The sequence below is a fragment of the Geodermatophilus sp. URMC 62 genome (assembly GCF_052931475.1).
In genome coordinates this window covers 3,914,747-3,933,367 of the sequence record NZ_JBRFHY010000001.1, presented here as the reverse complement: position 1 = coordinate 3,933,367, position 18,621 = coordinate 3,914,747, and the positions used below count along the sequence as shown (strand labels likewise).

General features: G+C 74.6%; 16 protein-coding genes and 1 pseudogene. 2 read left to right on the top strand and 15 right to left on the bottom strand.

Going from position 1 to position 18,621, the window contains the following annotated elements; translation table 11 throughout:
* Positions 1–30: 30 nt before the first annotated feature.
* The 12 genes from tpiA to ACU616_RS19015 all read right to left on the bottom strand — a co-directional run bounded on the left by tpiA (position 31) and on the right by ACU616_RS19015 (position 11,116).
* Positions 31–840, bottom strand: a complete 810-nt coding sequence (gene tpiA / locus ACU616_RS19070) for a triose-phosphate isomerase (protein ID WP_446759987.1) — start codon at positions 838–840, stop codon at positions 31–33.
* Positions 840–2,045, bottom strand: coding sequence for a phosphoglycerate kinase (locus ACU616_RS19065; RefSeq protein WP_446759986.1), 1,206 nt, complete (start codon positions 2,043–2,045; stop codon positions 840–842). The genes tpiA and ACU616_RS19065 overlap by 1 nt, the downstream gene beginning before the upstream one ends.
* An 11-nt stretch (positions 2,046–2,056) precedes the next feature.
* On the bottom strand, positions 2,057–3,061 hold the full coding sequence (gene gap, locus ACU616_RS19060) for a type I glyceraldehyde-3-phosphate dehydrogenase (RefSeq protein ID WP_446759985.1): 1,005 nt from the start codon (positions 3,059–3,061) through the stop codon (positions 2,057–2,059).
* A gap of 179 nt (positions 3,062–3,240) precedes the next feature.
* A complete protein-coding gene (gene whiA, locus ACU616_RS19055) occupies positions 3,241–4,215 on the bottom strand; it encodes a DNA-binding protein WhiA (protein WP_446761502.1) in 975 nt (324 codons plus the stop codon).
* A 112-nt stretch (positions 4,216–4,327) separates the two neighbouring features.
* A complete protein-coding gene (locus ACU616_RS19050) occupies positions 4,328–5,281 on the bottom strand; it encodes a gluconeogenesis factor YvcK family protein (protein ID WP_446759984.1) in 954 nt (317 codons plus the stop codon).
* Positions 5,281–6,264: an RNase adapter RapZ gene (gene rapZ, locus ACU616_RS19045; protein WP_446759983.1), complete on the bottom strand. Its 984-nt coding sequence runs from the start codon at positions 6,262–6,264 to the stop codon at positions 5,281–5,283. The genes ACU616_RS19050 and rapZ overlap by 1 nt, the downstream gene beginning before the upstream one ends.
* Positions 6,261–8,330: an excinuclease ABC subunit UvrC gene (gene uvrC / locus ACU616_RS19040; protein ID WP_446759982.1), complete on the bottom strand. Its 2,070-nt coding sequence runs from the start codon at positions 8,328–8,330 to the stop codon at positions 6,261–6,263. Before uvrC ends, rapZ begins: the two co-directional genes overlap by 4 nt.
* Positions 8,331–8,454: 124 nt before the next feature.
* Entirely contained in the window at positions 8,455–8,877 is a 423-nt protein-coding gene (locus tag ACU616_RS19035) for a VOC family protein (protein ID WP_446759981.1), read from the bottom strand.
* 10 nt (positions 8,878–8,887) lie between these two features.
* A complete protein-coding gene (locus ACU616_RS19030; RefSeq protein WP_446759980.1) occupies positions 8,888–9,322 on the bottom strand; it encodes a helix-turn-helix domain-containing protein in 435 nt (144 codons plus the stop codon).
* Between the two features lie 31 nt (positions 9,323–9,353).
* Positions 9,354–10,271: an alpha/beta fold hydrolase gene (locus tag ACU616_RS19025; RefSeq protein WP_446759979.1), complete on the bottom strand. Its 918-nt coding sequence runs from the start codon at positions 10,269–10,271 to the stop codon at positions 9,354–9,356.
* 91 nt (positions 10,272–10,362) lie between these two features.
* Positions 10,363–10,656 (bottom strand): hypothetical protein, encoded by a 294-nt coding sequence (locus tag ACU616_RS19020; RefSeq protein ID WP_446759978.1) that lies wholly within the window; start codon positions 10,654–10,656, stop codon positions 10,363–10,365.
* A gap of 196 nt (positions 10,657–10,852) precedes the next feature.
* Complete coding sequence (locus tag ACU616_RS19015) at positions 10,853–11,116, bottom strand: DUF6191 domain-containing protein (protein WP_446759977.1); 264 nt, start codon at positions 11,114–11,116, stop codon at positions 10,853–10,855.
* 393 nt (positions 11,117–11,509) lie between these two features.
* Here ACU616_RS19015 and ACU616_RS19010 point away from each other — a divergent pair, with 393 nt between their 5' ends.
* Entirely contained in the window at positions 11,510–12,397 is an 888-nt protein-coding gene (locus ACU616_RS19010; protein WP_446759976.1) for an alpha/beta fold hydrolase, read from the top strand.
* 422 nt (positions 12,398–12,819) lie between these two features.
* Here ACU616_RS19010 and ACU616_RS19005 read toward each other — a convergent pair.
* From ACU616_RS19005 to ACU616_RS18995, 3 genes and pseudogenes are all read right to left on the bottom strand, one after another.
* Positions 12,820–12,996, bottom strand: a pseudogene (locus ACU616_RS19005) (MBL fold metallo-hydrolase); the annotation flags it as partial.
* Positions 12,997–13,155: 159 nt separating this feature from the next.
* Positions 13,156–16,053 (bottom strand): excinuclease ABC subunit UvrA, encoded by a 2,898-nt coding sequence (uvrA, locus tag ACU616_RS19000; RefSeq protein ID WP_446759975.1) that lies wholly within the window; start codon positions 16,051–16,053, stop codon positions 13,156–13,158.
* A 142-nt stretch (positions 16,054–16,195) separates the two neighbouring features.
* Positions 16,196–17,614, bottom strand: a complete 1,419-nt coding sequence (locus ACU616_RS18995; protein WP_446759974.1) for an amidase — start codon at positions 17,612–17,614, stop codon at positions 16,196–16,198.
* 47 nt (positions 17,615–17,661) lie between these two features.
* Between ACU616_RS18995 and ACU616_RS18990 the strand changes: the two genes are divergently transcribed.
* A complete protein-coding gene (locus ACU616_RS18990; RefSeq protein ID WP_446759973.1) occupies positions 17,662–18,309 on the top strand; it encodes an MBL fold metallo-hydrolase in 648 nt (215 codons plus the stop codon).
* Positions 18,310–18,621 lie beyond the last annotated feature (312 nt).

Genomic DNA, 18,621 nt, shown 5'->3' with positions numbered 1-18,621 from the left:
CACCCGCCCTCACTGGGCCGCCGGTGGCTGCTAGCTGCCCTCGGCGGCGATCCGACAGATCTGCGCGAACTCGTCGGCGTCCAGGCTCGCGCCCCCGACGAGTGCACCGTCGACGTCCGGCCCGGCCAGGATCCCGGCCGTGCTGGCGGCCTTCACCGACCCGCCGTAGAGGATACGGACCCCCGCGGCCGTCTCCGGGCTGAAACGCTCGGCGAGCCGTGACCGTAAGGCACCACACACCTCCTGGGCGTCCTCGGGCGTGGCCACCTCCCCGGTGCCGATCGCCCACACCGGCTCGTAGGCCAGCACGACCTCCCCCACCTGCTCGGCGGTGAGGCCCTCCAGCGCCGCGTCGAGCTGGGCGGTGCAGTGCGCGACGTGCCCGCCGGCGCGGCGGACGTCGAGCCCCTCCCCCACGCACAGGACGGGCGTGAGCCCGTGCCGCAGCGCCGCTGCGACCTTGGCGGCCACCTCGGCGTCGTCCTCGCCGTGCAGCGCCCGCCGCTCGGAGTGCCCGACGACGACGAAGCCACAGGCCAGCGCGGCGAGCATCCCGCCGCTGACCTCGCCGGTGTAGGCGCCCGAGTCGTGCGCCGAGAGGTCCTGCGCGCCGTAGCCGACGGCGAGCTTGTCGCCCTGGACGAGGGTCTGCACGCTGCGCAGCGCGGTGAACGGCGGGAGGACGACGACCTCGGCGTCGTCGAGCTGCTTCTCGGTGAGGCTGAAGACGAGCTTCTGCACCAGGCCGATGGCCTCCAGGTGCGTCATGTGCATCTTCCAGTTGCCCGCGATGAGCGGGCGGCGCCCCTCGCGGCGGGCCGGCGGCTGGGTGCGGGCCATCAGCCCTCCCGCCCGTCGGCGAGCACCGCGAGACCGGGCAGCTCCCGGCCCTCGAGGTACTCCAGGGACGCCCCGCCGCCGGTGCTGATGTGCCCGTAGGCGGCCTCGTCGAGCCCGAGCTGGCGGACGGCGGCCGCGGAGTCCCCGCCACCGACCACCGACAGCCCGTCGACGGCGGCGACGGCCTCGGCCACGCCGCGGGTGCCGGCCTGGAACGGCGCGAGCTCGAACACGCCCATCGGGCCGTTCCAGAACACCGTCCGCGCGTCGGCCAGCTCGCGGCCGAACGCCTCGACCGTGCGCGGGCCGACGTCCAGGCCCATCTGGTCGTCCGGGATCCGGTCGACGGGGACGGTGGTCGTCTGCGCCGCGGCGCTGAACTCCGGCGCGCAGACGACGTCGAGCGGCAGCACGATCCTCCTCCCCGCCTCGGCGAGCAGCCGCTTGCAGGTGTCGACCTGGTCGGCCTCCAGCAGCGACGTCCCGACGCCGGAGCCCTGCGCGGCGAGGAAGGTGAAGCACATGCCGCCACCGACCAGCAGCCGGTCGACCTTGGGCAGCAGCGCCTCGATGACGGCGAGCTTGTCGCTGACCTTCGAGCCGCCGAGCACGACCACGTAGGGCCGCTCGGGGTCGCTGGTGAGCCGGGTGAGGACGTCGAGCTCGGTGGCCACCAGCCGGCCGGCGACGTGCGGCAGGCGCTGCGCGACGTCGTAGACCGACGCGTGCTTGCGGTGGACCGCCCCGAAGGCGTCGTCGACGTAGACGTCGGCCAGGGCGGCCAGCCGGTCGGCCAGCTCGCCGCGCTCGGCGTCGTCCTTGGCCGTCTCGGCCGCCTCGAAGCGGACGTTCTCCAGCAGCAGGACGTCGCCGTCGCCGAGGGCCGCGGCCCGCCGGGTGGCGTCGTCGCCGGCGACGTCGGTGGCCAGCGGCACCTCCGTGCCGAGCAGCTCCCCGAGCCGCGCGGCGACCGGGGCCAGGGAGTACTGCGGGTCCGGCGCACCCTTCGGGCGGCCCAGGTGGGCGGCGACCACGACGCGGGCGCCGGCGTCGCGGAGCGCCTGCAGGGTGGGCAGGCTGGCGCGGATCCGCCCGTCGTCGGTGATCGCGCGGGTCTGCTTGTCGAGGGGGACGTTCAGGTCGGCGCGCACCAGCACGCGCCGACCCGAGACCCCCTCGGCGAGCAGGTCGTCGAGGGAACGCATGACGTGCGGCGTCAGAGCGAGCGGCCGACGAGCTCGACGGAGTCGACCAGCCGGTTGGAGTAACCCCACTCGTTGTCGTACCAGCCGAGGACCTTGGCCATCGGTCCGAAGACCTTGGTGAGCTTGGAGTCGTAGATGCAGCTCGCCGGGTCGGTGACGATGTCGGAGGAGACGATCGGGGCGTCGGTGTACTTGAGGATGCCGGCCAGGGGGCCGGCCGCGGCCTCGCGGTAGGCGGCGTCGATCTCGTCGGCCGGCACCTCGCGGGAGAGCTGGACGGTGAGGTCGGTGGCCGAGCCGGTGGGCACCGGGACGCGGACGGCGTAGCCGTCGAGCTTGCCCTGCAGCTCCGGCAGGACCAGGCCGATCGCCTTGGCCGCACCGGTCGAGGTCGGGACCATGTTGAGCGCGGCGGCGCGGGCGCGGCGCAGGTCCTTGTGCGGGCCGTCCTGCAGGTTCTGGTCGGCGGTGTAGGCGTGGATCGTGGTCATGAGCCCGCGCTCGATGCCGAACGAGTCGTTGAGCACCTTGGCCAGCGGGGCCAGGCAGTTGGTGGTGCAGGACGCGTTGCTGATGATCGTCTGCGAGCCGTCGTACTTCTCGTGGTTGACGCCCATCACGATGGTCAGGTCGTCACCGGTCGCCGGCGCGGAGATGACCACCTTCTTGGCGCCGCCGGCGTCGACGTGCTTGCGGGCGTCGTCGGCCTTGGTGAAGAAGCCGGTGGACTCGACGACGACGTCGACGCCCAGGTCGCCCCAGGGCAGGTTGGCCGGGTCGCGCTCCGAGAGCACCTTCATGGTCGACCCGGCGATCTTGATGCCCTCGCCGTCGGCGCCGACGTCCTCGGACAGCACCCCCAGGATGCTGTCGTACTTCAGCAGGTGGGCGAGGACCTCGGGGCTGGTCAGGTCGTTGACCGCCACGATCTCGATGTCCTTGCCGCTGGCCGCGGCCGCCCGCCAGAAGTTGCGGCCGATCCGCCCGAACCCGTTGATGCCCACCCGTACGGTCACAGCTGACCTCCATGTGCTCGACTGTCGCCTCGGTCGGCCACGCGGTCGCGCGGCCGCGATCCGCGACGACCCTATCGGCCGGGGCACGCGCCGTCCGGGTGAGCCCCGGCCGGCCACGGGGAGCCCCCGCGGCGCGGAGGGCTCCCCGGGCGACGCGTGGGGAGGGGGCGGTCCTCCCGCTATTGGGCGAGCATGTCCTCGGTCACGACCGACTCGGTGTCGGGGATGCCGAGGTCCTTGGCGCGCTTGTCGGCCATGGCCAGCAGCCGGCGGATCCGGCCCGCGACGGCGTCCTTGGTCATCGGCGGCTCGGCGCGCTGGCCGAGCTCCTCCAGCGAGGCCTGGCCGTGCTCGAGGCGCAGCCGGCCGGCGACGAGCAGGTGCTCGGGTGCGTCGCCGGCGAGGATCTCCAGCGCCCGCTCGACCCGGGCGCTGGCGGCGACGGCGGCACGCGCGGAGCGGCGCAGGTTGGCGTCGTCGAAGTTGGCCAGCCGGTTGGCGGTGGCCCGGACCTCGCGGCGCATCCGCCGCTCCTCCCAGGCCAGCACCGCGTCGTGGGCGCCCATGCGGGTGAGCAGCGCGCTGATCGCGTCGCCGTCGCGGACGACCACCCGGTCGGCGCCGCGCACCTCGCGGGCCTTGGCCGCGATGCCCAGCCGGCGGGCCGCACCGACGAGGGCCATGGCGGCCTCCGGGCCGGGGCAGGTGACCTCCAGCGAGGAGGAGCGGCCGGGCTCGGTGAGCGAGCCGTGGGCCAGGAAGGCGCCGCGCCAGGCGGCCTCGGCGTCGTTGATGCTGCCGGAGACCACCGAGGGCGGCAGGCCGCGCACCGGGCGGCCGCGCTGGTCGACCAGCCCGGTCTGCCGGGCCAGGCCCTCGCCGTGCTTGGCGATGCGCACCAGGTAGCGCACGCCGCGGCGGATGTTGCCGCCGGCCAGCACGCTGACCCCACTGGTGTAGCCGTAGACCTCGCTGATGTCCCGCCGGAGCCGGCGGGCCACCGACCCGGTGTCCAGCTCCGCCTCGATGACGACGCGGCCGCCCACGATGTGCAGCCCGCCGGAGAAGCGGAGCAGCGCGGTGACCTCGGCCTTGCGCTCGGAGGTCCGCGTGCACTCCACGCGGGACAGCTCGTCCTTGACCATGGCGGTCATCGCCACGACGACCACCCCCTCACCTGCTGCGGCGCCATACGCGGCGTCACCTCTCCCCCTCGAACCGTCCGGTCACCGTCGGAACCGGTGCACCGGCTGCGACCCCTACCCGTCACCGCGCTCCGACCACCACCGAGGCCAGCGCGGCCGACAGCCGCGTGGGGTCGTGGCGCGGTGAGCCGTCGAGCTCGGCGACCGGAGCCAGGACGAGCTCGGCGCCGCACTCGCGCACTGCAGACAGGAGACCACAACGGTCAACCACCGATTCCGCATCCGCGATCACCGTGTGCAGCGCCACACCGCCCAGGTGCCCCTGGAGCACCCGGAGGTGCTCCTCCGGTGAGAACCCGTCGGTCTCCCCCGGCTGGGGCTCCAGGTTGAGCACCACGACCACCCGGGCGGGGCTCGCGGCCAGCGCCGCCCGCAGCCGGGGCACCAGCAGGTGGGGCAGCACGGAGGTGTACCAGGAGCCGGGGCCCAGCGACACGACGTCGGCGGTCGCGATGGCGGCCAGCACGTCGGGGTGCACGGGCGGGTCGGCCGGCGAGACCAGGATCTCCCGCACCCGGCCGGGCGTGGACGCGATGGCGACCTGCCCGCGGATGGTGCGGGTGCGCGCCGGGTCGTCGGGGTCGGACGTCTCCACGCGCGCGACGAGGTCGAGCGGGACGTCGGCCATCGGGAGCACCCGGCCGCAGGCCCCCACGAGCTCCCGGGCGGCGTCGAGCGCGCGGACGGTGTCGCCGTCGTGCAGCTCCACCAGGCCGGTGAGGACGAGGTTGCCGACCGGGTGCCCGGCCAGCACGCCGGTGCCGCCGAGCCGGTGCTGGAACAGCCGCGCCATCTGCTGCCGGGCGGGGTCGGCACCGGCCAGCGCGGCCAGGGCCATGCGCAGGTCGCCGGGCGGCAGCACGGGCATCTCGCGGCGGATCCGCCCGGAGGACCCGCCGTCGTCGGCGACGGTGACGACGGCGGTCAGGTCGGGGGTGATCAGGCGCCAGGCGCCCAGGGCCGCGGCGAGTCCGTGGCCGCCACCGAAGGCGACCACCCGGGGAGGCGCGCCCACTACTCGCGGCCCAGGTCGCGGTGGCGGGCGACGGCGTCGATGCCCTCGGCCGACAGCCGGCGGGCGAACTCCTCGGCGATGGCAACGCTGCGGTGCTTGCCGCCCGTGCAGCCGACCGCGAGCGTCAGGTAGCGCTTGCCCTCCCGCCGGTAGCCGGGCACGAGCAGCCGCAGCACGTCGGTGTAGCGGTCGAGGAACGGCCCGGCGTCCTCCTGGCCGAGCACGTAGTCCCGCACGTCCGGGTCCTGCCCGGTGTGCGGGCGCAGCTCGGGCAGCCAGTGCGGGTTGGGCAGGAAGCGCGCGTCGACGACGAGGTCGGCGTCCAGCGGCAGGCCGTACTTGAAGCCGAAGCTGAGCACGGTCGCCGTCAGCGGCGGGGTCCGGCCCTCCCGCGCGAAGGCGTTCTCCAGCGTGGCCCGCAGCTGGTGGACGTTGAGGTCGCTGGTGTCGACCCACAGGTCGGCCTCCCCGGCGATGCCGGTGAGCAGGGCGCGCTCGGCGGAGATGCCGTCGATCAGCCGGCCCGAGCCCTGCAGCGGGTGCTCGCGGCGGTTGGACTCGTACCGGCGCACCAGCACCTCGTCGCGCGCGTGCACGTAGACCACCCGCGGCCGGTGCCCGGCCGCGGCCAGCACCCGGATGGCCTCCTGGAGGTCGCTGGAGAAGGCCCGGCTGCGGACGTCGACGACCGCGGCGAAGCGGCGGACGTCGCCGCGCGCGCCGAGCTCGACCATCGGCAGCAGCAGCGCCGGCGGCAGGTTGTCGACGACGTACCAGCCGAGGTCCTCCATCACCCGCCCGGCGCTGTTCTTCCCGGCTCCGGAGAGACCGGTGACCACCACGACGTCCAGCGGCGGCGTCTCGGTGCTGCTCCCGTCGAGGCCGGCCGGGACGTCGGCCTGCGGACCGGCCTGCCCGTCCCGCGCGGCGCCGTCCGCGGTCGGCGCCGCCGTCGTCGCCCCGGTCCCCTGCTCGGCGCTCACGAGGCGACCCGCCCGACCTCGGCGGTGTCGCCGGCGCCGGCGACGGGCGTGCCCCGCTCGGCCGGTCCCGCCGGCGCGGTCGTCGTCTCCACGACCCGGGGGTCGGCGGACCCCCCGGCCGCAGGCTCGGCCGGGGGCTCGGCTGCGGGCTCGACCACGGGCTCGGCGACGGCGGCCAGGACCGCCTCGGCGGTGCGGCGGCCGATCCCCGGCACCGCCATGAGCTCGTCCACCGAGGCCGCGCGCAGCCGCTTGAGGGACCCGAACTGCTTCATCAGCGCCTTCCGCCGCGTCTCCCCGAGACCGGGGACGTCGTCCAACAGGGAGACCAGCATGCTGACCGACCGCTTCTGCCGGTGGTAGGTGATGGCGAAGCGGTGGGCCTCGTCGCGCACCCGCTGCAGCAGGTACAGCGCCTCGGAGGTGCGCGGCAGGATCACCGGGTCGTTCTCGCCGGGCAGCCACACCTCCTCCATCCGCTTGGCCAGCCCGCAGACGGCGACGTCGACGATGCCGAGCTCGTCGAGCGACCGGGCCGCGGCCGCCACCTGCGGCGCGCCGCCGTCCACCACGAGCAGGTTGGGCGGGTAGGCGAAGCGGCGCGGCCGCCCCTCCTCCGCGGCGACGCCCTGCTCGTCGATGCGGTCGGCCTCCTCCTTGAGGTGGCGGGCGAACCGGCGGCGGACCACCTCGGCCATCGCCGCGGTGTCGTCGGTGCCGTGCTGCACGGAGAACCGGCGGTAGTCGGACTTCTTCGCCAGGCCGTCCTCGAACACCACCATCGAGGCGACGACGTTGGTCTGCTGCACGTGCGAGACGTCGATGCACTCGATGCGCAGCGGCGCCTCGGGCAGCTCGAGGGCCTCCTGCAGCTCGGAGAGCGCGAGGCTGCGGGCGGTGAGGTCGCTGGAGCGCTTGACCCGGTGCCGGGCGAAGGCCTCCTTGGCGTTGCGCTCGACGGTCTCCAGCAGGCTGCGCTTGTCGCCGCGCTGGGGCACCCGCAGCGACACCCGGGAGCCGCGCAGCTCGGTGAGCAGCTCCTCGTAGACGTCGGCGTCCTCGGGCAGCTCGGGGACCAGCACCTCCTTGGGCACCGCCTCCCCGGCCTCACCGACGCCGGTCTGCTCGTCGACCCCGCCGTAGACCTGCAGGAGGAAGTGCTCCACCAGCTCGCCGGTGGTGACCTCCTCGACCTTGTCGATGATCCAGCCGCGCTGGCCGCGCACCCGCCCGCCGCGCACGTGGAACACCTGGACGGCGGCCTCCAGCTCGTCCTGCGCGAAGGCGACGACGTCGGCGTCGGTGCCGTCCCCGAGGACGACGGCCTGCTTCTCCATGGCCCGCTTGAGCGCACCGAGGTCGTCGCGCAGCCGGGCGGCCTTCTCGTACTCCATCGCCTCGGCGGCCTCGGCCATCTCCCGCTCCAGCCGCCGGACCATGAGGTCGGTGCGGCCGGCCATGAAGTCGCAGAAGTCCTCGACGATCGCGCGGTGCTCCTCGGCGCTGACCCGGCCCACGCAGGGCGCGGCGCACTTGCCGATGTAACCGAGCAGGCAGGGGCGGCCGATCTGCCCGGCGCGCTTGAACACGCCGGTGGAGCAGGTGCGGGCCGGGAAGACGCGGGTGAGCGTGTCGAGCGTCTCCCGGATCGCCCAGGCGTGCGCGTAGGGGCCGAAGTACCGCACGCCCTTCTTCTTCGGGCCGCGCATGACCTGCAGCCGCGGGTACTCCTCGTTGAGCGTCACGGCGAGGCTGGGGTAGCTCTTGTCGTCGCGGTAGCGGACGTTGAACCGCGGGTCGAACTCCTTGATCCAGTTGTACTCGAGCTGGAGGGCCTCGACCTCGGTGCCGACGACGGTCCACTCGACGCCGGCCGCCGTCGTCACCATCTGGCGGGTGCGCGGGTGCAGGCCGGCGACGTCGGCGAAGTAGCTGTTCAGCCGCTGGCGCAGGCTCTTGGCCTTGCCCACGTAGATGACGCGGCCGTTGGGATCGCGGAACCTGTAGACCCCGGGCGACTCGGGGATGGAGCCGACCGCCGGTCGGTACGTGGACGGGTCGGGCACGTGTCCACAGTAGGTCGGAGCCCCGACGGTCCGCCCGCCTCCCGTCCCGCGAACCACACGGGTGTGGTTCCCGGGCTGCCGGTGCGGTCCGGCCGGGCCCGCCACGGACGGGCCCGGCCGGGGGTCAGTCCGTCGGGGGCGGGGTCATCTGCGCGATGCGCACGGAGTTGCCGAAGGGGTCGCGGAGGCCGAAGTCGATGCCGTAGGGCTGCACGACCGGCTCCTCGGGCAGGTCGACGCCCTTCTCCTTGAGCGCGGCGTGGGTCTCGTGCGCGTCGTCGGTGGTGAGGAACAGGTGACCGCCGCCGGCGCCCTTGGTCACCAGGTCGCGCACCGTGTCGGCGATCTCCGGGCTCACCGACGGCGGTGCGGGCCGCTCCAGCAGCACGGCGTGGCCCGGGTCGCTGGGCAGGACGACGGTCAGGAAGCGCATCGGCCCGAACTCCTGGTCGATCTGGACCTCGAAGCCCAGCTTCCCGACGTAGAAGTCCAGCGCCTGGTCCTGGTCCAGCACGTAGAGGGAGGTGATCGAGATGGAGGTCAACATGCCGACGACGCTAGGGGCGCACGTCGGTGCCGGGCTTCTCCGGAACTGCTGTCTTCTCGCTCGGGCGCAGCCACCGCATGCCGAAGCAGGAAGGGACCGGCGCCAGCGGCCCGCGCCGCCGGTACGCGCTCGGCGGCTCGCCCACGACCTCGGCGAACACCCGGCTGAACGTGCCGAGGCTGGAGAAGCCGACGGCCGTGCAGACGTCGGTGACCGTGCGGTCGGTGCTGCGCAGCAGGAACATCGCCCGCTCCACCCGGCGGCGCTGCAGGTACCGGTGCGGCGTCTCGCCGAAGGTCTCCTTGAAGGTGCGGATGAAGTGCGCCCCGGAGACGTGGGCGAGCCGGGCCAGGGCGGCGACGTCGAGCGGCTCGGCGTAGCTGCGGTCCATCGCGTCGCGGGCGCGCAGCATCCGCCGGTTGGAGTCCTCGCTGGCCCGGCTCACCGTCTCGTCCCCCACCGCTGCACCGGCCGGCTCAGGCCAGGCGGCCCTCGAGCCAGGTGAGCAGGTCGGCGGTCACCTCGTCGCGGTTGGTCTCGTTGAACACCTCGTGGCGGGCGTCGGGGTAGACCCGCTGCTCCACCGGCAGGCCGCGGCCGCGCAGCAGCTCCGCCAGCGCGGTGACCTGGGCGGCGTCCTGGCCGCCGACCGGGTCGCGCTGCCCGGAGAGCAGCAGCACCGGCAGCCCGGCGGGCAGGCCGGCCACGCTCTCGGGGCTCGCCGCCCGGGCGACGAGGGCGAACATCCCGGCGCCGTAGCCGTAGGTGGGCGGGACGTCGTCCCCGCACAGCGGGTCGGCGACGTAGGCGTCCACCTCGGCCTCGTCGCGGGAGAGCCAGTCGTACGGCGTGCGGGCCGGCTCGAAGGAGGCGTTGAAACCGCCGAGGGCGTCCATCGGCTGCCCGCCCATCCCACCGGCGACGGCGGCCTCCAGCTGCCGCACGGCCTCCGCCATGTGCGGGGCGACGCCGATCGGCCCGGAGAGGACGAGGCCGGCCAGCCCGGCGCCGTCCCGCTCGGCGGAGGCCAGCGCGACCGCGGAGCCGAGCGAGTGGCCGAGCAGGACGTACGGGACGCCGGGGTGCTCGGTGGCCAGCCGCTCCCCCAGGTCGCGGACGTCGTCGAGGACGGCGTCGCTGGTGGCGCCCGGACCGAAGGCGCCGGGGCCGGTCGACTCCGCCGTCAGCCCGTGCCCGCGCTGGTCGAGCGCGGCGACGGCGAGGCCGCGGGCGGTGAGGGCCGCGGCCAGCCGCTCGTAGCGGCCGGCGTGCTCGGACAGCCCGTGCACCAGCTGGACGGTCCCGCGCACCGCGCCGTCCGGTCGCCAGCGGCGCTCGGCGAGCCGGACGCCGTCGGCGGCGTCGGTCCAGGTGACGGGGGCAGGGCTGGTCATCGGGCGGCCTCCTCGGACGGCGTCGTCGCCCGGTCAGCCTGCCGTTCCCGGGCCGGCCGCGCAGCCCGGGGCGCCGTCAGGGAGGTGGCGGTCAGCCCACCGGCCGGGACCGCCGGACCTGGGGCGACCACGTGGCAGCGGCGGCCGCCACACGGCGTCCGAGGCGGACCGCTCGACCGCCCAGCACGAGCGCCGAGACCATGCCCACGCCGCCGGCGAGGACGGCGACGACCCCGGGCACCGCGGCGCTGGTGACGGCGAGCACCGCCACGGTCACCAGGGCGAGCAGGACGACCGTGGAGCGGACGCCCCCGCCCGGCCTCGGGCCCAGGGGTGAGCCGCAGGTGGACAGGTCGGGGTCGCAGTCGGGCGTGAGCGCGCTCATCGGCGTCTCCTCCATCGGGCAACCGTCACGCCGGGACGGCGGCGTGACGTCAATCACAGCGGACGATACGGCCCGCGCCCGTACCGCTCAAGTGCCGCCGTGCCGCCGGTGGAGACCACCCCTGGCCGGGCGACAGCGACCGGACCCGTCCCGCTGGTCCCGCGCACCGGCGGGGCGGAGTCCTCGCTGCTCCGGCTCACCGCGGCGGCAGGACGACGCGGGCGATCCCGGCGTCGAGGTCCACCCGGCTGCGCGGCGGAGCGCCGTCGGTCGCGTCCTCGCGCAGGAGCTCGCCGGCCAGTCGCTGGTCGACGTCGACCTGCTCCCCTGGCTCGAGCGCCGCGCCGAAGACCTCCGCGCCGGCGGCCGACCCGGCCCCGGGATCTCCAGCGTGGCGAGCGCCGCGGGTCCCACGCCACCTCCTTGCTCCCCGCCGGGCCCCTCCCCGCCCTCGCCCCACCAGCGCGACAGCCGGAGGAACGGTCGTCCGACTGCCTCGACGCGGTTCCCTGATCTCGAACGTGCCCCGCGGCGGCGGACTCGACCGCACCGTCCCCTGGCCCGCCGACGCGACCTGCGCGGCCGACGTCACCGGCTACTGCACCGGCCACCACCGGGGCAAGCACCAGGCTCCCGGCTGGACCCACCCGCTCGCACCCGACGGCACCCCCACCGTCACCACACCCACGGGGCTGACAGCGGTCACCACGCCACCGCCCTACCGAGCCGCCCCGAGCCGTCGGACCGAGCGCTCGGGGTCCGGCCGGCACGTTGACCCGCCCCGGGCACGCCGCCACGATGGCGAACGCACCACGGACCTGGCCTGCAGCGATGCCGGACGACCGGAGCGACCATGGGCGAGACAGAGATCATCACGGTGCCCCACCTCGGCACCTCGACCATCGGCTACCGCTTCGGCCGGCCCTACGACGCCTCGCTGCCGACGCTGGTCATGGTCAACTCCTTCAGCACCTCCGCCGACCTCTACCGGCCACAGTTCGCCGACGAGGACCTCGCCGCCACGGCCAACCTGTTGGCCCTCGAGCCCTACGGTCACGGCCGCACGCGCGCCGGCTACGAGCAGTTCACCTACTGGGACTCGGCCATCGCCGACCTGCAGGTCCTCGAGGCGCTGGGCATCCGCGCGGCGTTCGTCCTCGGCACCTCGCAGGGCGGCTGGGTGGCGGCCCGCATGGCGGTGCTGGCGCCGGACACGATCAGGGGCATCGTCCCGCTGGGCACCTCCATGGACACCGAGAGCCCGCGCAGCCGCGAGCTCGGCTGCTGGGACGGCGTCGCCTTCTGCACGCCGGCCATCGACGCGCTCGCCGCGGAGGTGGACGACGACTGGGTGATCCCGCTCGAGCTCGTCGACGCGACCCTCGCGGAGGGCTTCGGCGACGACATCGCGCCCGAGGAACGCGCCTTCTGGCACGAGACGCACCAGCGCAACTACACCGGCGACGCGGGGCGCCGGCGGCTGCGGCTCAGCAGCATCAACCTGCGCGACCGCGACGGCCTGCACGGCCGCTTGGACGCGGTGCGGTGCCCGGTGCTGTGGATGCACGGCACCGAGGACCGCGTCTACTCCGTCGCGAACGCCGAGGAGGAGATCCGGCTGTTCACGCACAGCGCGGACGCACAGGTGCGCGTCGTCGACGGGGGCGCGCACTTCCTCAGCGCCTCGCACCCGGACGAGGTCGGCCAGGCCACGGCGGAGTTCATCCGGCGCTGGGCCTGACGCCGCCGGACGGGGACGGGGACTGGTCCGTCTGCACCCAGCGTCCCGGAGCGGTGACGCGGCCGGCGGCGAGCTGCGGGACGTGGGCGCAACGCCCGTCGTCCCCTCCTCCCCCAGCAGCTGCCACAGCCGGCGGCGGGTGCGGGCGGCCGGGCCCGGGCGACGTCACCCACCGAGCGCCAGCCGGGCTCGGCGAGCTGCACCGGGCAGGTCATCACGTCCCCGAGCAGCTCCAGCCGCTGGCCGGCGGAGGTCACCACCACGGACGGCGAGCCCGGCGTGTGCCCCGGCGTGTACCCCGGCGTCGGCGCGGCCTCCACGCCCGGCGCCACGGCGGCGTCCACGGCGGCGTCCACGGCGCCGAACCAGACGGTGGCGCCGGGGAACTCCGGGTCGCCGTCGGGCCCGAACAGCCAGCCGACGTGGTCGGCGTGCAGGTCTGTGCAGACCACGTCGGTGACGTCGTCAGGACTCACGCCGAGCCCACGCAGACCGGTGAGCAGCCGGCCGCCGGCGAGCAGCACCCCGTCGGGCAGGTGCGGCACCTCCGGGCCCAGCCCGGCGTCGACGAGGACCACCCGCCCTCCGGTCCGGACCACGAGACTGCCGATCGGCAGCCATGCGGCCCCGTCCCGGTCGAAGACCTCCGGGTGTGCGCCGGCCGGGACGTCGTCGCCGGAGCAGCTCGGGCGCGCGACGAAGGTCCCCTCCGCGACAGCATCGACGCGGATGGGACCGCCGCGCACCCGACCGGCCCCTCAGCTCGCGCGCTTGCGGGTGGCCCGCTTCCTCGGCTCGGCCGCCGCGGCCTCGACCGCCGCCGGGTCGAGCAGCGGCACCAGGTAGCGGCCGGTGTGCGACTCGGGCACCGATGCGACGAACTCCGGCGGCCCCTCGGCCACGACCGTGCCGCCGCGGAACCCGCCCTCGGGGCCCATGTCGATCAGCCAGTCGGCGCTCTTGATGACGTCGAGGTTGTGCTCGATGACGATCACCGAGTTGCCCTTGTCGACCAGGCCCTGCAGCACGAGCAGCAGCTTGCGGATGTCCTCGAAGTGCAGGCCGGTGGTCGGCTCGTCGAGGACGTACACGCTGCGGCCGTTGGACCGCTTCTGCAGCTCGCTCGCCAGCTTGACCCGCTGCGCCTCACCGCCGGACAGCGTCGTCGCCGGCTGGCCGAGCCGCACGTAGCCCAGGCCGACGTCGGTGAGCGTCCGCAGGTACCGCGCGATCGCCGGGATCGCCGCGAAGAAGTCGGCGGCCTCCTCGATCGGCATGTCCAGGACCTCAGCCACCGTCTTGCCCTTGTAGTGCACCTCGAGGGTCTCCCGGTTGAACCGGGCGCCCTTACACACCTCGCACGGGACGTAGACGTCCGGCAGGAAGTTCATCTCGATCTTGATCGTGCCGTCGCCGGAGCACGCCTCGCAGCGGCCCCCCTTGACGTTGAAGGAGAAGCGGCCGGGCTGGTAGCCGCGGATCTTCGCCTCCGACGTCTGCGCGAACAGCTTGCGGATCTGGTCCCACACGCCGGTGTAGGTGGCCGGGTTGGACCGCGGCGTGCGCCCGATCGGCGACTGGTCGACGTGCACGACCTTGTCCAGGTGCTCCAGGCCGGTGACCGTGCGGTGCCGCCCCGGCACCATCCGCGCGCGGTTGAGCTGGTTGGCCAGCACCGTGTAGAGGATGTCGTTGACCAGGCTGGACTTCCCCGACCCGGACACCCCGGTGACCCCCACGAGCACCCCCAGCGGGAAGGTCACGTCGACGCCCTTGAGGTTGTGCTCACGGGCGCCCTTGACCACCAGCTCGCGGCCCGGCTGCGGCTGCCGCCGCACCTTCGGCACGGTGATCTCCATCCGGCCGGACAGGTACTGCCCGGTCAGCGACCGCTCGCTGGCCAGCAGGTCGTCGACCGTGCCGCTGACGATCACCTCGCCGCCGTGCTCCCCGGCGCCCGGGCCGATGTCGACCACCCAGTCGGCGGTCTTGATCGTGTCCTCGTCGTGCTCGACGACGATGAGCGTGTTGCCCATGTCGCGGAGCCGGACCAGCGTCTCGATCAGCCGGGTGTTGTCGCGCTGGTGCAGCCCGATCGACGGCTCGTCGAGCACGTAGAGCACGCCGACCAGTCCCGACCCGATCTGCGTGGCCAGGCGGATGCGCTGCGCCTCGCCACCGGCGAGCGTCGCCGCGGGTCGGTCGAGGGACAGGTAGTCCAGGCCGACGTCGACGAGGAAGGACAGCCGGGCCTGGATCTCCTTGAGCACGCGGTCGGCGATGGCCCGCTCGCGCTCCCCCAGCTCCAGCGCGCCGAGCCAGTCGGCGGCCTCGCCGATGGACAGGCCGGTGACCTCCGCGATCGACCGGCTGTTGAGCTTCACGGCGAGGATCTCCGGCTTGAGCCGGGTGCCGTGGCACACGGGACACGGCACGTCGCGCATGTAGCCCTCGTACTTGTCCCGCATGTACTCGCTGTCGGTGTCCTCGTGCCGGCGCTCGAGGAAGGGCAGGACGCCCTCGAACGCGGCGTAGTAGCTGCGCTCGCGGCCGTAGCGGTTCTTGTAGCGGACGTGCACCTGGTCGGGCGAGCCGTGCAGGACGGCCTTCTGCACCTTGGCCGGCAGGTCCTCCCACGGGGTGTCCATGGAGAAGCCGAGCATGTCCGACAGGCCGGACAGCAGCCGCTGGAAGTACTCGTTGCTCATCGACCCGGCCCACGGGGCCACCGCACCCTGGGCGAGGCTCTTCCCGGGGTCGGGGATGACGAGGTCGGGGTCGACCTCCTTGCGGGTGCCGATGCCGGTGCACTCGGGGCAGGCGCCGAACGGCGAGTTGAACGAGAAGCTGCGCGGCTCGAGGGCCTCGAAGGACAGCCCGTCGTCGACGCAGGCGAGGTGCTCGGAGAAGGTCCGCTCCCGCTGCGGGTCGTCGTCGGGCAGGTCGACGAAGTCGAGGACGACGAGGCCGCCGGCCAGGCCCAGCGCGGTCTCGACCGAGTCGGTGAGCCGGCGCTTGGCGCTCTCCTTGACGGTGAGCCGGTCGACGATCACCTCGATCGTGTGCTTCTCCTGCTTCTTCAGCTTCGGCGGCTCGGTGAGCGGGTGCACCGTGCCGTCGACCCGGACGCGGGAGAAGCCCTGGGTCTGCAGCGAGCTGAACAGGTCGACGTACTCGCCCTTGCGCGCGCGCACCACCGGGGCGAGCACCTGGAACCGGGTGCCCTCCTCCATCGCCAGCACCTGGTCGACGATCTGCTGCGGCGTCTGCCGGGAGATCGGCTTGCCGCAGTTCGGGCAGTGCGGCTGGCCGGCGCGGGCGTAGAGCAGGCGCAGGTAGTCGTAGACCTCGGTGATGGTGCCGACGGTGGAGCGCGGGTTGCGGTTCGTCGACTTCTGGTCGATCGACACCGCCGGCGACAGACCCTCGATGAAGTCGACGTCGGGCTTGTCCATCTGACCGAGGAACTGGCGGGCGTAGGCCGACAGCGACTCGACGTAGCGCCGCTGGCCCTCGGCGAAGATCGTGTCGAAGGCCAGGCTCGACTTCCCCGACCCGGACAGCCCGGTGAACACGATCATGGCGTCGCGGGGCAGGTCGAGGTGGACGTCCTTGAGGTTGTGCTCACGGGCGCCGCGGACGACGAGACGGTCCAATGTGATCCCTGTCGGTCAGCCGGGCCGACCGGTCGCACCGGGGCCCTGCGATGGAGATGTCGAGATGTCGATACGGACAACGTCGTCACCGCCCGGGTGCAATCCGTGACGACGGCGACGTTGCGCCTGCTGCGTGGTGCGGTCAGACGGGAGCCGGGGACGGCGCTCCGGTGGGGTCGAAGACCGGCGCGTGGCGGCGCCAGGGCTGCCGTCGTTCCAGCTCCCCGGCCAGCCAGAGTAGCCGCGTCTCGCTGCCCGGGGGGCCGACCAGCTGGACGGCCAGCGGGGTCCCTTCGGCCCGGGTGCCGACCGGCAGCACGACCGCCGGGACCCCGGCCAGGTTCCAGGCCGGCGCCCACGCCGCCCAGCGGCCGGCGGCGCCCGCGTTGACGAGGAACCCGCGCTCGTGCCACGGCCGCGCGGGCAGCGGCGGCCCGTTCGTGACGGGCGACAGCAGCACGTCGAGGTCGGAGTCGGCGAAGAAGGCCGCCGTCCGCTCGCGGAACCGCTCGGCGGTCGCGGGCCGCACCAGACCGGCCCGGCGGGCGAGCCGGCCCAGCCGCGCGTGGGCGCGGCTGCGCGGCAGCAGGGCCGACCGGTCCGCACCGAGGGCCGCGGCGTCGTCCTCCGCACCCGCGAACCAGCGGACGAGCCCCCCGAGCGCGGCGCCCGGCGGGATCACCGGGTCGCGCTCGACCACGACGTGCCCCGCGCCGCGCAGCAGCCGCGCCGTCCGCTCGACCGCGCCGCGGGTGGGGCCGTCGGGCCGCACCCCGGGCACGGGTGAGCGCCGGGCGACGGCGATCCGCAGCGGCCGGCCGGGGTCCGCGGAGGGCGCCGGGATCTCCCCCGCCAGGACGGCGGTGCCCAGGGCGACGTCGGCGACGGTCGTGGCCAGCACGCCGTTGACCACCATGCCCGACCAGTCGTCGGCGCCGACCCCGGCGGGCAGCACCCCGCGGCCGGGCTTGAGCGCGACCAGCCCGCAGGCGGCGGCCGGCAGCCGCAGCGAGCCCAGCCCGTCGTTGCCCTGGGCCAGGGGCACGACACCGGCCGCGACCGCGGCGGCGCTGCCGCCCGAGCTCCCGCCCGGCGACAGGGCGGTGTCCCACGGGTTGCGCGTGACCGTGCCCGGACCGTCGGTCGTGGGCCAGAGGCCGAGCTCGGGCATCCGGGTGATCCCGACGACGACCGCGCCGGCGGCACGCAACCGCGCGACGACCGGGTGGTCGGCCGCGGCCGGCCGCGCGCCCACGACCGCGCCGCCGTCGGTGGCGGTCTCGCCGGCGACGGCGACGTTGTCCTTCACCGCGACCGGGACCCCGGCCAGCGGCAGCGACGCCCGGTCGGGATGGGCGTCGACCGCCGCCGCCTCGGCGAGCGCGGCCTGCTCGCGGACCAGCCGGAACGCGCCGATCCGCGGCTCGGCGTCGGCGAGGTGGGCCAGGTGCGCCCGCACCACCTCGACGGCGGAGAGCTCGCCGGACCGGACCCGGGCGGCGATCCCGGTGGCCGGCGAACCGACGACCCGGGCGCCGCCCGGACCTCCGCTAGCGTCCATGCGGCGACCGTAACCACGGCCGCCGACAGATCTCGAACGGAGGCCCGATGAGCTACACCGGCGACGTCGAGGTGGGCGGTCCGGCAGACGTGCGCGAGCTGCCGGGGCTGACGATCAGCAAGGTCGCGGTCAGCGAGATGGCCAACAACGCCTATCTGCTGCGGTGCACCGCGACCGGGGAGGCGCTGCTGGTCGACGCCGCCGCCGAGCCGGACACGCTGCGCGCGATCGTCGGCGACGCCGACCTGCGCACCGTCGTCACCACGCACGGGCACTGGGACCACCACCGCGCGCTGCCCGACGTCGTCGCCGCCACGGGCGCGCGGACCGTCGCGCACGCCGCCGACGCCGGCGACCTGCCCGTGCCGGTCGACCGCACCGTGGCGCACGGCGACACCGTCGAGGTCGGGCAGCAGGTGCTCGAGGTGGTGCACCTGCGCGGGCACACGCCGGGCAGCATCGCGCTCGTCTGGCGCGGGTCGGGCACGCACGTGTTCACCGGGGACAGCCTCTTCCCCGGCGGCGTCGGGAAGACCCGGTCGCCGGAGGCCTTCGCCAGCCTCGTCGACGACGTCGAGCAGCGGCTGTTCGGCGCGCTGCCGGACGACACCTGGGTCTACCCGGGGCACGGCAAGGACACGACGCTGGGCGCCGAGCGCCCGTCGCTGCCGGAGTGGCGCGCCCGCGGCTGGTAGGCGGAAGCCGGCCCACGACGGTCAGCTCGCCGCGCCCTGCACGCAGGGGTACTCGCGCAGCTCGAGAAACCGGCCGTCCCGGAGGCGGTGGAACGGCCATCGGGATCCGCAGCCTGCGACCGCCGTCACGGTGGGCGGGCCTCCAGACGCACTCCGCAGCCACCCGTCAGCCACCGCGACGACGTCACGAGGGTGTACCGGCGCTCGCTCAGCAGCGCCACGACCCTCTCCACGGCAGCGGTGAGGTCTGCGCGGACACCCGTCCGTCCCTCGGGATGAAAGGACCCCGAGTGCGGCGCAGCACGGTGGTGA

Bases quoted from the DNA above. Each gene is read 5' to 3' on its own strand.
- tpiA (WP_446759987.1), bottom strand. From the start codon at position 840: ATGGCCCGCACCCAGCCGCCGGCCCGCCGCGAGGGGCGCCGCCCGCTC.
- ACU616_RS19065 (WP_446759986.1), bottom strand. From the start codon at position 2,045: ATGCGTTCCCTCGACGACCTGCTCGCCGAGGGGGTCTCGGGTCGGCGC.
- whiA (WP_446761502.1), bottom strand. From the start codon at position 4,215: ATGACCGCCATGGTCAAGGACGAGCTGTCCCGCGTGGAGTGCACGCGG.
- ACU616_RS19035 (WP_446759981.1), bottom strand. From the start codon at position 8,877: ATGTTGACCTCCATCTCGATCACCTCCCTCTACGTGCTGGACCAGGAC.
- ACU616_RS19025 (WP_446759979.1), bottom strand. From the start codon at position 10,271: ATGACCAGCCCTGCCCCCGTCACCTGGACCGACGCCGCCGACGGCGTC.
- ACU616_RS19020 (WP_446759978.1), bottom strand. From the start codon at position 10,656: ATGAGCGCGCTCACGCCCGACTGCGACCCCGACCTGTCCACCTGCGGC.
- ACU616_RS19010 (WP_446759976.1), top strand. From the start codon at position 11,510: ATGGGCGAGACAGAGATCATCACGGTGCCCCACCTCGGCACCTCGACC.
- ACU616_RS18995 (WP_446759974.1), bottom strand. From the start codon at position 17,614: ATGGACGCTAGCGGAGGTCCGGGCGGCGCCCGGGTCGTCGGTTCGCCG.
- ACU616_RS18990 (WP_446759973.1), top strand. From the start codon at position 17,662: ATGAGCTACACCGGCGACGTCGAGGTGGGCGGTCCGGCAGACGTGCGC.